General features: G+C 69.4%; 12 protein-coding genes. 6 read left to right on the top strand and 6 right to left on the bottom strand.

Going from position 1 to position 14,391, the window contains the following annotated elements:
- Positions 1-183: 183 nt before the first annotated feature.
- The 5 genes from F8178_RS00885 to F8178_RS00865 all read right to left on the bottom strand — a co-directional run bounded on the left by F8178_RS00885 (position 184) and on the right by F8178_RS00865 (position 7,122).
- Positions 184-2,007: a phosphoenolpyruvate carboxykinase (GTP) gene (locus F8178_RS00885; RefSeq protein WP_317492637.1), complete on the bottom strand. Its 1,824-nt coding sequence runs from the start codon at positions 2,005-2,007 to the stop codon at positions 184-186.
- A 336-nt stretch (positions 2,008-2,343) separates the two neighbouring features.
- The gene (locus F8178_RS00880; protein WP_317492636.1) at positions 2,344-3,039 is read right to left on the bottom strand and encodes a DUF6802 family protein; all 696 of its coding nucleotides are present in this window, start codon (positions 3,037-3,039) and stop codon (positions 2,344-2,346) included.
- Between the two features lie 188 nt (positions 3,040-3,227).
- Positions 3,228-5,054, bottom strand: coding sequence for a dynamin family protein (locus F8178_RS00875; protein ID WP_317492635.1), 1,827 nt, complete (start codon positions 5,052-5,054; stop codon positions 3,228-3,230).
- Positions 5,051-5,431, bottom strand: coding sequence for a nucleotide exchange factor GrpE (locus F8178_RS00870; protein ID WP_317492634.1), 381 nt, complete (start codon positions 5,429-5,431; stop codon positions 5,051-5,053). The genes F8178_RS00875 and F8178_RS00870 overlap by 4 nt, the downstream gene beginning before the upstream one ends.
- The gene (locus F8178_RS00865) at positions 5,428-7,122 is read right to left on the bottom strand and encodes a dynamin family protein (protein ID WP_396344957.1); all 1,695 of its coding nucleotides are present in this window, start codon (positions 7,120-7,122) and stop codon (positions 5,428-5,430) included. The genes F8178_RS00870 and F8178_RS00865 overlap by 4 nt, the downstream gene beginning before the upstream one ends.
- A 139-nt stretch (positions 7,123-7,261) precedes the next feature.
- Between F8178_RS00865 and F8178_RS00860 the strand changes: the two genes are divergently transcribed.
- The 6 genes from F8178_RS00860 to F8178_RS00835 all read left to right on the top strand — a co-directional run bounded on the left by F8178_RS00860 (position 7,262) and on the right by F8178_RS00835 (position 13,537).
- Positions 7,262-8,527 carry a histidine kinase gene (locus tag F8178_RS00860; RefSeq protein WP_317493046.1) on the top strand — a complete coding sequence of 422 codons (1,266 nt, stop codon included), beginning with the start codon at positions 7,262-7,264 and terminating at the stop codon, positions 8,525-8,527.
- Positions 8,524-9,174: a response regulator transcription factor gene (locus F8178_RS00855; RefSeq protein WP_317492632.1), complete on the top strand. Its 651-nt coding sequence runs from the start codon at positions 8,524-8,526 to the stop codon at positions 9,172-9,174. Before F8178_RS00860 ends, F8178_RS00855 begins: the two co-directional genes overlap by 4 nt.
- Before the next feature lie 231 nt (positions 9,175-9,405).
- Positions 9,406-10,398: an ABC transporter ATP-binding protein gene (locus F8178_RS00850; RefSeq protein ID WP_317492631.1), complete on the top strand. Its 993-nt coding sequence runs from the start codon at positions 9,406-9,408 to the stop codon at positions 10,396-10,398.
- Between the two features lie 52 nt (positions 10,399-10,450).
- Positions 10,451-11,209: an ABC transporter permease gene (locus tag F8178_RS00845; RefSeq protein WP_317492630.1), complete on the top strand. Its 759-nt coding sequence runs from the start codon at positions 10,451-10,453 to the stop codon at positions 11,207-11,209.
- A 355-nt stretch (positions 11,210-11,564) separates the two neighbouring features.
- A complete protein-coding gene (trmB, locus tag F8178_RS00840; protein WP_317493045.1) occupies positions 11,565-12,209 on the top strand; it encodes a tRNA (guanosine(46)-N7)-methyltransferase TrmB in 645 nt (214 codons plus the stop codon).
- 17 nt (positions 12,210-12,226) lie between these two features.
- Positions 12,227-13,537, top strand: a complete 1,311-nt coding sequence (locus tag F8178_RS00835; RefSeq protein WP_317492629.1) for an amidohydrolase — start codon at positions 12,227-12,229, stop codon at positions 13,535-13,537.
- Positions 13,538-13,568: 31 nt separating this feature from the next.
- Here F8178_RS00835 and F8178_RS00830 read toward each other — a convergent pair whose 3' ends face one another.
- Entirely contained in the window at positions 13,569-14,255 is a 687-nt protein-coding gene (locus F8178_RS00830; RefSeq protein WP_317492628.1) for an SDR family oxidoreductase, read from the bottom strand.
- Positions 14,256-14,391 lie beyond the last annotated feature (136 nt).

Below are 14,391 nucleotides of genomic sequence, written 5' to 3'. Positions count from 1 at the left end.
CTGTGGTATACAACACCAGTTATGCACTGTCCGTCCACCGGATGGAGCAGTAACTCCACAGGCTATGCACAAAGTTATCCACAGGGGGTGGATAACCCGTAAAGGGGACGGCACTGGAACGAACGTGGGGCCTGGGGACCGAGACGGTCCCCAGGCCCCACGTGACTGCGCGGTCGTACCCGCTCAGCCGAGGCGCTGCTTGAGCGCCTCCAACTCATCCCGCAACGAGGTCGGCAGCCGGTCGCCGATCTTGTCGAACCACTCTTCGATCAGCGGGATCTCGGCGCGCCACTCGTCCGCATCGACCCGCAACGCGGCCTCCACATCCTCCTTAGAGCAGTCGAGACCCTCCAGGTCGAGCTGATCCGCGGTGGGCACCCAACCGATAGGAGTCTCGGAAGCGGCAGCGCTGCCCTCCAGCCGCTCGATGATCCACTTGAGCACGCGGCAGTTCTCGCCGAAGCCGGGCCACAGGATCCGACGGTCGTCGTCCCTGCGGAACCAGTTGACGTAGAAAATCTTCGGCAGCTTCGTCTCGTCCGCGCTCTTGCCGGTGTCGATCCAGTGCTGGAAGTAGTCCCCGGCGTTGTAGCCGATGAACGGCAGCATCGCCATCGGATCCCGCCGCACCTCGCCGACCTTGCCCGCCGCGGCGGCGGTCTTCTCGCTGGACAGCGTCGCGCCCATGAAGGTGCCGTGCTGCCAGTCGCGCGCCTCGGTCACCAGCGGGATCGTGTTCGCCCTCCGGCCACCGAACAGGATCGCCGACAACGGCACACCGTTCGGGTCATCCCACTCGGGCGCCAGGATCGGGCACTGCGACATCGGCGTGCAGTACCGGGAGTTCGGGTGAGCGGCAGGCTCATCCGAGTCAGGCGTCCAGTCCTGCTTCTTCCACGACGTGGCGTGTGCGGGGGTGTTCTCCATCTCCTCCCACCACACGTCACCGTCGTCGGTCAGCGCGACGTTGGTGAAGACCGAGTTGCCCTTCTCGATCGTGCGCATCGCGTTCGGATTGGTCTTCCAGTTGGTCCCTGGCGCGACCCCGAAGAAGCCTGCCTCCGGGTTGACCGCGTAGAGCCTGCCGTCCTCGCCGAAACGCAACCACGCGATGTCGTCGCCGAGCGTTTCCACACGCCAGCCGGGGATGGTCGGCTCGAGCATCGCTAGGTTGGTCTTGCCGCAGGCAGAGGGGAACGCGGCGGCGACGTAGTAGACCTTGTTCTCCGGCGAGATCAGCTTGAGGATGAGCATGTGCTCGGCCAGCCACCCCTCGTCCCGGCCGATCACCGAGGCGATGCGCAGCGAGTAGCACTTCTTGCCGAGCAGCGCGTTGCCGCCGTAACCGGAGCCGAAGCTCCAGATCACCCGCTCCTCGGGGAAGTGCGTGATGTACTTCGTGTCGTTACACGGCCATGGCACGTCGGCCTGCCCCGGCTCGAGCGGCGCACCAAGGGAGTGCAACGCGGAAACGAAGTCACGCTCGCGACCGTCGTCGGTGTGGAACTTCTCCAGCGCTGACGAGCCCATCCTTGTCATGATGCGCATCGAGGCGACCACGTACTCCGAGTCCGTGATCTCGATACCCAGCTTGGGGTTCTCGTCGGAGAGCGGCCCCATGCAGAAGGGGATCACGTACATGGTCCGGCCACGCATCGAGCCCCGGTAGAGCTCGGTCATCGTCGCCTTCATCTCATCCGGATGCATCCAGTTGTTCGTCGGACCGGCATCGGCCTCGGACTGGGAACAGATGAAGGTCCGCTCCTCCACGCGAGCCACATCGCTCGGATCCGATGCGGCCCAGTAGGAGTTCGGTTTGCCCTCCAGCGGGACGAACGTACCCGCGTCAACAAGCTTCTTGTTGATCCACTCCGACTCCTCGTCCGAGCCGTCGATCCAAACCACACGATCCGGGGTGGTGAGCTCCGCGACCTCTCGCACCCACTCGAGGACACGGCTGTGCGTCGTGGGTGCGTTGTCCAGTCCCGGGATGGCTACAGCAGTCATCTCGTTCAATCTCCTGACTCCGACGCGACAAGCCCGCACCAGAACGGCACTGTCCTGGCGCGGGCTTCGTTGCCGGCGACCGAATAACTTCGCACACCCAGCAAGCGTCAGATTGCTGCGGCGGCGTGCTCGATTGCGGGATTCTTCGAGAGTAGCCCCGTTGAGCCGCGATGACGTCGGTGAGGCCTGTCGGTTCTCTCACAAGAACGATAAGGGAATCGATTCAGATTGCTCCATATCGGCGACCGGCGCTTCGCTCGCGATGCCACCGCTGTGCCGTACCGCACGCCCGGTCGATCCGGTGACACTCATCACCGGCGCACCACCCCGGGGGGTTCAGCTCGTGATCCACTGCCCCGTGGCGGGGTCAACGGTCGCCACCCCGCCGGAGCCCGTCGCGCCTGCCAGGTCCTCGCCGGTGTCGCCCGCCATCGACTGCCCATCACCGGAACCGGGGCCGTCGGCGGTGCGCTCCACCTCCTGCCACCGCCCGTCACCGGTGTGTTCCACCGTGGTGACCGTCCCCCCGGAGCTCATCACCACGGCGACGTCGGCCTCCCCGTCGCCGGTGGTGTCTGTGAAGTAGTACGTGGCGCCGTCCCGCTCCACGACCGCGGTGTCCGGTGTGCCGTCATGGTTGGTGTCCACCGTCGGCGGACCCACGTCCACCGGGCCGTCGGGGAACTCGGCGGTCATCGGCCCGGCGGCGGCCGCATCGGCCCCTTGGGCCGCCTGGTTCGAGCCTGCCGGTTCGTCGGCCACCCAGCGGCCCGTCGATTCCTCGTAGCCCGCCACGGTCACCGGCCTGCCCCGGTCGTCCAACGCGATGTACTCGTCGGCCCGACCGGACCCGTCGGTATCGACGAACGCTCGCGCCGAGCCGTCCTCCTCGCGGATCAACACCGTGTCATACGCGCCGTCACCGCTGGAGTCGAGGTTCATCTCGGCGGTGTACTCGTCACCGTCGACGTCGACCGTCATCTCCTTCTCGGTCACCAGGTCGTCGGTGCCGCCGGATTCGTCGATGTACATGCCAGCCACCCCTCATCGCGGGTTCCCGGGTGAAGATTCCTGCCGGGTGAAGGTGCGTGGTCACCCCCACAGCCGCCTGACCGCCGTGCGTCACGCGACATACGTGAGACTCACCGTAAGCCGCTTCGGTTCCTACGCCAACCGGACTGCCGCATTACCGGATTGCCCGGGCCACACGACCGGGCGAGTCACTCCGCGCCCGCACCAAGAGCCTTGCGGGCCCGCCGCAGGCACGCGCGCACGCGGGAGAGCTGCCGGTTCACCTCCGCGAGCCGCCCGGCACGCTCCTGCGCGCTCAGCTTGAGCGCCGTGTCGATCTCCGCCAGTTCCTCGTCGATGGCGTCGATCCGCTTACCGAGTGCGTCGTCCAGCGCCAGCGCCAGCTGCTGCTCCGCGTCGATGATCTGCTCCGACACCAGCTGATCCAGCGCAGCGCGGGTCTCGGCGATCGAATCGGTCAACCACTGCTTGTAGTGCTGCTTCTCCGCGGCATGCCTCCTTGTCCGTGCCATCCACCAGCCCGCGCCGAGTCCCACCGCGATCGAGGCTGGCAGCACGACCGGCCCCGCCACAGCCATCCCGGCCAGCGGCGCCGCCGCGATCTTGCTGATCCCGAACCCTCCGGAGATCCCCATGAAGACCAGCAGCTTGTCCTCCGCGCTCGGCGCTCGCCTCTCCGGCGGCCGCACCACCACCCGCGGCGTATCCCCACGCGCGAACTGCGCGCGGACCACCCGCAGCTCCTCGACCGAGAACAGCTCGGCCAGCACCGCGTCGGTGACCTCGTTCAACCTGCGGCCCAAGGTGTCCGAGACCCTGCCGGAGAGCACCCGCAGCGCCGCGTCCACCTCCTGGGGCAACGTGGTCAGCGCGTCGCGGTCGGCGGCCTCGATCCGTTGCCGGAACCAGGACTGCGCCTCCCGTACCTGCCTGCTGACTTCGTGGCTGCACTCCAGCCGTGCTCGCTGGATCTCGGTGCGCAGCGTGACCTGCCAGCCCCTTGTGGACGACCGGCGCTGCGCGGCGAGCGCGTCACGGCGCTCCCGCAGCGACCGCGCCTCGTCCTCGCCCCCCTCAAGCGAGCGGGACGTGCTCGCCAACGCGCTCTCCCTCGCTTCGAGAGCCGTAACCGCGGCCCGTACCGCGTTGGCGGTGCCGAGCTGCTCGGCGCGGCCCGCCACGAGCCGCTGCATCGCCGCCTGCAACTCGGCGATGCCGGACTGCTCCCGCAATACCCGCGCGGCATCGGCCGAGGGCGCGGTGACGGCGCGTTCGAACAGCAACGCCGACACCGGGTGGAACTCCGCGTCGGCGAATCGAGGGGCGTGTCTGCGCAGCAGCTCCCGATCGGCTTCGAGTATCTGCCGCCAACCCCGGTGGGTGTCGGTCTTGGTCAGCGCGAACAGCACCGTCTCGACGCTGTCCGAGACCGTAGTGAGGAACTCCAGCTCGGTCGAGGTCAGCGGGGCGGCGGCGTCGGCGACGAACAGCAGCGCGGTGGCCTTCGCCGCGGCCTGCCGCGCCCGCATACCGTGCATCGAGTTCAGCCCGCCGACGCCAGGGGTGTCCACCACGCTCACCCGCTCCAGCAGCGGGCACGGCCCGGAAACCTCGAGGTGATCGGGAGGCAGCGTGCCGGGCGGCAACTCGCCGCTGACCGAAGCCCAGCTCGCGAGGTCGCTCAGCGGGACCGGCACGTCGGCTTCCTGCCCCGGGTAGCATGCCCGTGCCTGCCACTGCTGGCCGTGCCGGAATACCAGGTAGGTGCCGGTGGCGAGCTCGGCATCCACCGGCGACAGTCCCTGATATGCCAGCAAGGCGTTGACCAGCGAGCTCTTGCCGCGCTTCGCCTCGCCGACGGTGACCACGCTCGGCGTGTCCCCTACCGCGGCGGCTGCCTCCCGCACCCAATGCGCTGCCCCGGCGTCGAGCTCGTCGAGCAGCTCGAGCGCGGCATCACGGGCACCGGCCAGCACCGCAAGCGGGTCGGGCTCGGCGAAGAACGGCGCCGTCACCGCGTGCCCTTGCCCGACGCCGTGTACACCGTCACCACCGGGGCACGCAACAGCGTGTCACCGTCGACGAAACCGGCGACCTCGGTTCCCGCGATCACGCCGTCCAGCGCCCCGTCGGCGGTCGGAACGGTACCGCCCGCCTCGTGCCTGCTCGGGTCGAACCGCTGGCCGTCCGGGCGTAACGCGACCACCCCCACCCCCGCTAACCCGTGTTCCAACCGCTCGGCCACCGCGCCGCTGCGGGCACGATCGAGCGCGTACAGGCAGAGCTGGATCAATGCGTGCCGCTGGGTTTCCAGGTGCTGCATACAGGGTTCCGACGGCGGAGTGTCCTCACCGGTTCCCGCAGCTGGCTCCGAGGCCCGTGGCGCGCTCACCGATCACCCCCGTACCGCGCTGTTCCCTCCTGCCCGGCGGGTTGCTGCCCGGTGGAACGTAGCTCCTGCCACAGCAGGAAGTAGCTGCGGTGCACCACGTGCGCGATCCTGCTCTGCGCCGGGGTCGCACCGAACGACGCGAAGGAGCGCCACCAACCCGCGCGCTCCAGCGCCTCGTCAGCCAGTTCTGCCAGGCTCGCCCCCGGCATGCCGAGCCGCGCCTCGGCGCCGCTGTTGCTTCCCACCCGCTGGATCTCCTCGCACAGGTCGTCCGGCATGTCCACGGCCCCGGACGCCACCAGGGTGAGCGCTTCCAGCATACGTAGCTGGTGCGCCTCCGGCCTACCGAGCAACACCTCGATCGCATCGTGCACGCGGGAACGTTCCACCGGGTCGCCTGAGGCGTCGGCGAGCGCGGTGACCGACGCCAGTGCCGCGGCTGCCTTGATCCCGTCGGCGCGGGCGGCGAACAACGTGTGCAACCGCGACCGCACCGCCTCCAGTCCGGAAGCGTCGACGATAGCGCGCCGCAACGCCCCTGTCGTGATCTCGGGATGCTCCCGGATCGCCGTCACGCACCGCTGGATGCCGTACAGGTCGAGCCGTTCGAGCAGCCGCGTCCTAGCGGCGGTTGGCACCTCGCACTCCCACGAGGTGAACAGGTCAGCCGACATCGTCAGCATCGAGAGGTCGTCATCGCCCAGCCCGGCCAGCTCCCGTAACGCCTCGGCGTCCGCCGAAGTGAAACCGCCGGTCTCCGCGGTCTCGGCGAGCAGCCCGATTACCGGGATCACGTCGGCGACCCGCGGACGCAACGCGGCGGCCTGCGCCTCGGCCAGCAGGCTCGCCGCCAGCCAAGAGTCGCCGTCCGCGCCGTCGACCGTCTCGGCCACCACGGTGTCGGCCTTGTTCAGCAGAGCGAGCGCGTTGACCGGGCCGGCTTCGCGGCTCGCCGTCGCCGCCGTGAACGCCGCCAGCGCCTGCTGGTCGTCCGCCCGCACGTGCTGGGTGACCACGTACAGCACCGCCTCGGCGCCTGCCACCGCATCCCGCGAGGTGCGGTCGAGCTCGGCGGCCTCGCCCCCCTCAGCCGCACCGGGCGTAGCCGCCGCACCGCCAGCACCGCCGAGCAACTCCTCGGTCCGCCGCGAAGAAGCGGCATCCAACGAACCCAGACCGGGAGTGTCGATCACGGTCATCCCCCGCAGCACCGCGTTGGTCAGGTACACCTCCACGTGCGACACCGACTTCGGGTCGACACCGAGCGAGGCCGGGATCATGCCGTCGGCACCGAACGGCAACACCGCGGTGGTGCCGTCGGTGCGCACCACTTCGATCCGGTCCACCGTGCCGTACTGGAAGCGCGTCACCAACCGGGTGCACTCCCCGATCCCCGTCGGTGCCACCCGCCGCCCGATCAGCGCGTTCACCAGCGTCGACTTGCCCGACTTGATGCGACCCGCCACCGCGACCTGCAACGGGGCGGCCAACCGCCGCAGCACCTCACCGAACCCCGCCGCGGTGCGGGGGCTGACCTGCGACTGCAGCCTGCGGCACAGGTCGGCCACCGATTCCGAGAGCGGACCAGCCAGTTGCCCCTGCTCGATCACGGCCGCCACGCCCCCATCCGTTCCTAGCCGAGGGGTGCCACCCTCGACCGCTGCGTTCGCTCGCCCCAGACCACACAGCATCCTGTCACGCCGGGAGCTCACCGGGTCGGTCCTCCCCCGGTCGCACCCGCCGTAATCCCCCGGGGTGACGCGCCAGGCCGCGTGATCACCCTAGGGTCGAGCCATGCGCCGGTTGAGCCTGTGGATGCGCGCGCATCCGATGGCAGGTGATAGCAGTCTGGCACTGCTGATCGCCCTGATCGATACCTTCTTGTACCTCAACGCGCTCTCGATCGACGGCGCGCCGGATGTGCCGGGCTGGCACATCGCCGTGCCCACCATCCTCGCCACGGTGGCACCGCTGGTTGTGCGACGCAGGTTCCCGCTGTTCATGGCCTACGCCATCCTGGTGACCGGCGCAGTGCATCTGGCGCTGAATTTGCCGCTGGGTGCGGTCCTCACCGCCGCTATCGCCGTCTACACCCTTGTGGTTTACGTCGGCAGGCGACACGCGGGCATCTACACCGGCGTACTGCTCACGGCCACGGTCGGGCAGATCATGGTGCAGTTCGATCATGAACAGTGGACCGTCACCATCGGGTTCTCGGCAGCCGTGTATGTGTTCGCCTGGATCCTCGGGGAGTTCCTCGGCGCGCGCCGCGCCTACCACGCCGAGCTCGAGGCGCGACTACACCTGTTGGAGACCGAGCGCGAACACCTGGCGAGGATCGCCGTCGCCGAGGAGCGCAGTCGTATCGCCAGGGAGCTGCACGACGTGGTGGCGCACTCGGTCAGCGTGATTGTGGTGCATGCCGACGGCGCGCGCTTCGCCGTCGACCGCGATCCCGACGCCGTCCGGCGCGCGCTGGGGACGATCTCCGACACCGCGCGCTCGGCGCTGGCCGAGCTGCGGGGACTACTCACCGTGTTGCGCGACCCCGACGCCGACACCGAGGAGCCGCTGCGGCCGCAGCCCGCGGCCGCCGAGCTCACCGAGCTCGTCGCGGACATGCGCGCTTCCGGTCTCGACGTGCGGATCGAGCGTTCCGACCCGCTCGACGACCTGCCCGCGGGCATCGCGCTCGGCGTGTACCGCGTGGTGCAGGAGGCCATGACCAACGCACTCAAACACGCCGGGCGGGACGCGACGGTGTGGATCGCGGTCGTGCGCAGCGGCGAGAGCAGCGACGGGGGCGACACGGTGGAGGTCACGGTGACCGACGACGGGGCGGGCAAGGCTCACCCTGTGGACTCGGACGCCAGCATCCCACCCGCCCGGCCCGCGCTGCCCGTCGGTGGCAACGGGATCATCGGGATGCGCGAGCGCGTGCACGTGTTCGGTGGCACCCTCTACGTGGGTCCGGAGCCGGGCGGCGGCTGGCGGGTGCACGCGGTGTTCCCGCTGCGCGAGACCGGGCGTGAGGGGTCGCGCGAACGCCCGGCCACCGAGCCGACCGCGCAATCGAGCGAACGGGGACGCGCATGATCCGAGTGCTGCTCGTCGACGACCAGGAGCTGATGCGCGCGGGATTCCACATGGTGCTCGGTTCAGCCGAGGACGTCGAGGTGGTCGGCGAGGCAGGCGACGGACTCGAGGCCGTCCGGCTGACCGGGGAGCTCGCACCGGACATCGTGCTGATGGACATCCGCATGCCGACCCTCGACGGGGTGGAAGCCACCCGGCGGATCGTGGCGTCCAGCCCGGCGCGGGTGCTGGTGATGACCACGTTCGACCTCGACGAGTACGTCTACTCCGCGTTGCAGGCGGGCGCGAGCGGGTTCCTGCTCAAGGACACCCCACCGACAGAGCTGGTCTCAGCGCTGCACGCGGTGGCGACTGGGGACGCGGTGGTCTCGCCGAGCATCACCCGGCGACTACTCGACCGCTTCGTCGACAGCGCCCACCCACCCCGCGACACCTCGCTGCTCGACGTGCTCACCGAGCGGGAGCGCGAGGTGCTGGCGCTGGTGGCACGTGGACTGTCCAACACCGAGATCGCCGAAAGCCTCTTCCTCTCCGAGGCCACCGTGAAGACCCATGTGGGGCGTGTGTTGTCGAAGCTGGACCTGCGCGATCGGGTCCAGGCCGTGGTGCTCGCCTACGACACCGGGCTGGTCCGGCCGGGACGGTAATGCCGCAGGGCCTACCGCGGAACTGATCGCGAGCCCGCCCCTGATCGTGATCAGGGGCGCATCGGGGGAGGTTCAGGGGGATCACCGATCCCGTAGGCCACCGGTCGGGCGTGAGACTACCTCCTGGGTAGCACGCGAAATCCATCCGCGGGTCGACGCGTGCGTACCCGCGAGCACGGCACGATCGTCCTGGCAACGTGATGCGATCACTGGGGAAGGCGAGGAGACACCATGATCGAGGCGAAAGGCCTCACCAAGCGCTACGGGGACACCACGGCGGTCAACGGGCTGTCGTTCACCGTCGAACCTGGTCAAGTGACCGGCTTCCTCGGCCCCAACGGGGCAGGCAAGTCGACCACCATGCGCATGATCCTCGGGCTGGACCGTCCCACCAGCGGCACGGTCACCGTGGCCGGTAAGCGCTATCACGAGCTACGCCACCCGCTGCGCACCGTGGGCGCGCTGCTCGACGCACGCTGGGTCCACCCGAACCGCTCCGCGGCCGCCCACCTGAAGTGGCTGGCCAAGTCCAACGACATCCCGCAGCGCCGAGTGGACGAGGTACTGGACATCGTCGGGTTGACCGCGGTAGCTGGCAAGCGAGCGGGCGGTTTCTCGCTCGGTATGTCGCAACGGCTCGGCATCGCCGCCGCGCTGCTCGGGGACCCGGAGATCCTGATGTTCGACGAGCCGGTCAACGGGCTCGACCCAGAAGGGATCCTGTGGATCCGCCGGTTCATGCACCGGCGTGCCGAGGAGGGCCGCACCGTCTTCGTCTCCAGCCACCTGCTCTCCGAGATGGCGCTGACCGCGCACGAGCTGGTGGTCGTCGGCAAGGGCGAGCTGATCGCGCAGAGCAGCACCCGAGAGTTCGTCGCACGGGCCACCGAGAACTCCGTCAAGGTGCGCAGCCCGCACCTTGCCGAGTTCCAACCGCTGCTCACCGAGGCAGGCGCCACGGTGCGCAGCGAGGACGGTGGGGTCCTGGTCTCCGGCATGGACAGCGAAAGCATCGGTGAGCTGGCCGCGAGCAACGGCATCGTGCTGCACGAGCTCAGCCCGAGTCAGGGCTCGCTCGAGCAGGCTTTCATGCGGATCACCGGCGACTCGGTGGAGTACAGCAGCAGCCTCGGAAACGGCACCGACGGTGGTCCCGGCGGCGAGGGCGGCGGCGGTCCTGGCGGTGCCGAGCAGCAACCGGAACCGGCCGCGGCCCACACCTGACCCTCGACGACCACTGACGACCACCCTGACTCGACAGACGAAGGCGAAGACAATGACACTGCTCGCAGTCGAACGCATGAAGCTGTTCACCACCCGCTCGCCGTGGTGGTGCGCGGTGATCACGTTGTTGCTCGTGATCGGGTTCGCCGCGCTGATGACCGCGACCTCCGATGGGGGCTTCGTCAGCGTCGGGATGTCCCAGTCCGGGCACTTCTTCGGTATCACCGTCATCCTGGTGCTGGCCGCACTGGCCATCACCACGGAGTACCGGTTCGGCACCATCCGCACCACGTTCCAGGCGGTACCGAACCGCACCGCGGTGCTGCTGGCCAAGACGGGCGTGGTTGGTGCGCTCGCGGCAGCCGTCGGGCTACTCGCCGCGTTCGGCGCGCTCGGCGTGACCGCGCTGCTGAGCTCCGGGGTGGACCTCTCGCTGTCCACAGGGGCCGAATGGCGACAGGTCGCGGGCAACGGCCTGGTGTACGGACTCGCCGCGGTGCTGGCGCTGGCGGTGGGTATCCTGGTCCGCCACAGCGCGGGCGCGATCGCCCTGTTGCTGATCTACATCGGTGTGGTGGAATCGTTGACTCCGATCATCCCCGAGATCGGACCGACGATCCACGAGTGGATGCCGTTCAACGTGGTGGAGAAGTTCCTCAGCGGGGATGGGGCGACGCGAGCGGTCGCTGAAGCGGGACCGCCGCTGTCCACATCGACGCTGAGCCCGTGGCTCGCCCTCGGGTACTTCGCCGCGGTGGCCTTCGCCGCGCTGGCGGCGGCGATCGCGGTAGCGAACAGGCGCGACGCCTGACCGGTGAAGCTGGTCGTGCGTCACTCGGGGTACGCACGACCGTCGGGGAGGAGGGCCGGGCCGTCATCCGGGCAGGGATGGACGGCCCGGCCCTGGGGAGGCTGCGCGCCGGAAGCCCCCGCGGCAAGCCCGTGACCCGGCAGCAGCCGAGCCGGTGTCGTGGCCTGCGCCGCACGATCCCTTCCGGCTGTGGCCGCGGTCATCTCGGTAGGGTCTACCGGTGAGCGCAGCGCCGAAGACGTCACCCCGGGAGCCGGATCGAGCCGTGGATAGCCAGCACGACACCTCCCACGGCGGGCGTAGTGATCGCGCCCGCCGCCGCAGCGTGGTGAGCTACGTCCAGCGTGGTGGCCGGATGACGGTCGGGCAACAGCGGGCCTGGGATCGCAGCTGGGCGAGCTTCGGCTGCGACGTCACTGAGCTGGGCGACGGGCCGATCGATTTCGACGCTTGGTTCGGCAGGACCGCTCCGGTGGTGCTCGAGATCGGGTCCGGCATGGGTGAGACCACGGCCGAGCTGGCATCGATCTCGCCCGAGATCAACCACGTCGCGGTCGAGGTCTACGCGGCCGGGCTCGGTCAGCTGGTAATGCGGGCGGAGAAGCTCGAGCTGGAGAACCTCCGGCTGGTACGTGGCGACGCGGTTGACCTGCTGCGTGCCCACATCGCTCCGAACTCGCTACACGGCGTGCGAGTCTTCTACCCGGACCCCTGGCCGAAGAAGCGCCACCACAAGCGGCGTCTGATCCAGCCTGGTTTCGTGCGCCTGGTGGCCTCCCGGATCGAACCGGGCGGCACGCTGCACCTGGCCACCGACTGGGAGGACTACGCCGAGCAGATGCTCGAGGTCTGCGAGGCCGAGCCACTACTGCGCAACCAGCACGCCGACCAGCAGGGCGGCTGGGCACCCCGGCCCGTCTGGCGCCCGCTCACCAAGTTCGAATCGCGCGCCGAGCGCGAGGGCCGCGTCTCCCGCGACGTCATCTTCGAGCGCGTCTAGCTGGCAAGATCGGGGTCATGACGGTTCGTTTCCACGCTCCGATCGTCCTGCCCTGCGGGTCGCCGTTCCGCGTTCTTCGCGACGCCACGGTCGATGTGGACGGTTCCGGAACCATCACCTACTGCGGACCGCGCGCCGCCGCGCCAGGCCATGAGGGCATCACAACGGTCGAGCTCACCGGGATCCTGCTACCCGGATTGATCAACGCGCACGCTCACAGCCCGATGACGGTGCTCCGGGGGATGGGTGGGGACCTGCCGTTGATGCGCTGGCTCCGCGAGGTGATCTTCCCGGCGGAAGCCCGTCTCACCCCCGCGGATGTGCACGCGGGCATGGTGCTTGGCTCGCTCGAGATGCTCCGGCACGGCGTCACCACCAGTGCCGAGATGTACTACCAGGGCGAGCAGATGGCCGATGCGGTGCTGCGCACCGGCGGGCGGATGCTGCTGGCGGGACCGATCATCGACCTGCCCGGCATCGACTGGCGCGCCACCGTGAAACACATCGACAACTGGATCGACACCGACGGCCGGTTCATCGGACCCGCCGACCGTATCGAGCTGGGCTACGGTCCCCACTCCGCCTACATGCTGCCTGCCGATGCGTTACGGGCAGTGGCCGACTCGGCGCGGGAACGCGGCGCGCTTGTGCAGATCCACGCCGCTGAGACCACCGAAGAGGACACCGAGCAGCGCGCGAGCCACGGCTCGGTGCCCAGGCTGCTCGACGAGGTCGGGATGCTGGATGCCCGGATCGTCCTCGCGCACGCCGTGCACGTCTCGGCGGGCGATATCGACCTGCTGTCGCGTAGTGGTGCGTGCGTGGCGCACTGCCCCGGGTCCAACGCCAAGCTCGCCTCGGGTATCGCCCCGCTTGCGGAGCTGCTGGCCGCGAACATCCCGGTCGGCCTCGGCACCGATGGCCCGGCCAGCAACGACGATCTCGACATGATGCACGAGGTGCAGCTCGCCGCGATGCTGGCCAGGCTCGCCACCGGCGACTCGACGGCGATCCGGGCTGAGCGCGCGCTGCTGCTGGCCACCCGCGATGCCGCCACCGCGCTCGGCCGCGAGGACATCGGGGTGCTCGAACCGGGCCGGTGGGCCGACCTGGTGCACGTCCACCTGGACGATCCGGCGTTCCCCCGCGGCGCCGACGCGCCGGACGCCCAGCTCATCGCCAACCTGGTGTGGGGAGCCGGGTCTCGGCGCGTCACCGACGTGTGGGTGGCGGGCGAGCAGGTCGTCGCCGATGGCGAGTCCACCCGCGTGGACCGGGCCGCCGCGCAGGCCGACGTCAGCGCCAGCGCCGCTCGGTTGCACGGTTAGCCCGCGAAACGCGCACGCCTGAGGGGTCGCGCTAGGCCATCGGCCGGAGGGTGATCTCGGTCGGGTGGGCGTCCGGGGTGGCGGTCACGGCCTGGGCGACCGCGTGCGCCACCGACTCCGGACGCAGGAACCGGTCCGGGTCGTAGTCGCGCCCCTCATCGGCCACGATGGCCTGCTGCATGGGAGTGGCTGTGCGTCCCGGGTACACCGAGGTCACCCGTAGCCCCGCCGGTTCCTCCTCAGCGCGCAGCGCGTCGGCGAAGGCGCGGAGCGCGAACTTACTCGCGGCATAGGGTCCCCAGCCGGGCCGCGCGTTGTAGCCGGCACCCGAGTTGATCACTACGACGTGCCCGTGAGCGGCCCGCAATGCGGGCAGCAGTTGCCTGGTCAACTCGGCAACGGCGGTTACGTTGATCTCGAAGCTGGCGCGCCAGTCCTCGACACCGGCCTGCTCGATGGAGCCGAGTGCCGCGATGCCCGCGGAGTGCACCAGCACGTCCAGCTCGGTGATGTTCTCGACGGCTTCGGCGACCTTCGTGGGATCGGTCAGATCCACCTGCCAGGGAGCAGCGTCGGGCACCGCCGCCGCCACGGCATCCAGCGCGGTCTTGTCGCGGCCGCCGAGCAGCAGCCGGTGCGTCGGCCCGAGGGCGTGCGCGATGGCCGTGCCGATACCGCTCGACGCTCCGGTGACCAGTGCCAGGGGTGTAGATGTCATGGCCGCCACGGTAGTGCCCACAGGGCGGGGAGCCGAACGTGACGTTGAGCGCCGTCTATGGAACGAACGTCACGTTCAGTGCCTGAGGACCTTCGGCGCTCTGGGGAGCTGAGCGTCACGTTCGTTCCCTCTAGGG

This window comes from Haloechinothrix sp. LS1_15 (assembly GCF_033042135.1).
In the GTDB taxonomy this organism is placed as follows: domain Bacteria; phylum Actinomycetota; class Actinomycetes; order Mycobacteriales; family Pseudonocardiaceae; genus Haloechinothrix.
This window is presented reverse-complemented; position numbering and strand designations above follow the sequence as displayed.

Coding starts and splice junctions, on each gene's coding strand:
- F8178_RS00885 (WP_317492637.1), bottom strand. CDS start 2,007: ATGACTGCTGTAGCCATCCCGGGACTGGACAACGCACCCACGACGCAC.
- F8178_RS00880 (WP_317492636.1), bottom strand. CDS start 3,039: ATGTACATCGACGAATCCGGCGGCACCGACGACCTGGTGACCGAGAAG.
- F8178_RS00865 (WP_396344957.1), bottom strand. CDS start 7,122: ATGCTGTGTGGTCTGGGGCGAGCGAACGCAGCGGTCGAGGGTGGCACC.
- F8178_RS00860 (WP_317493046.1), top strand. CDS start 7,262: ATGGCAGGTGATAGCAGTCTGGCACTGCTGATCGCCCTGATCGATACC.
- F8178_RS00855 (WP_317492632.1), top strand. CDS start 8,524: ATGATCCGAGTGCTGCTCGTCGACGACCAGGAGCTGATGCGCGCGGGA.
- F8178_RS00850 (WP_317492631.1), top strand. CDS start 9,406: ATGATCGAGGCGAAAGGCCTCACCAAGCGCTACGGGGACACCACGGCG.
- F8178_RS00845 (WP_317492630.1), top strand. CDS start 10,451: ATGACACTGCTCGCAGTCGAACGCATGAAGCTGTTCACCACCCGCTCG.
- trmB (WP_317493045.1), top strand. CDS start 11,565: ATGACGGTCGGGCAACAGCGGGCCTGGGATCGCAGCTGGGCGAGCTTC.
- F8178_RS00835 (WP_317492629.1), top strand. CDS start 12,227: ATGACGGTTCGTTTCCACGCTCCGATCGTCCTGCCCTGCGGGTCGCCG.
- F8178_RS00830 (WP_317492628.1), bottom strand. CDS start 14,255: ATGACATCTACACCCCTGGCACTGGTCACCGGAGCGTCGAGCGGTATC.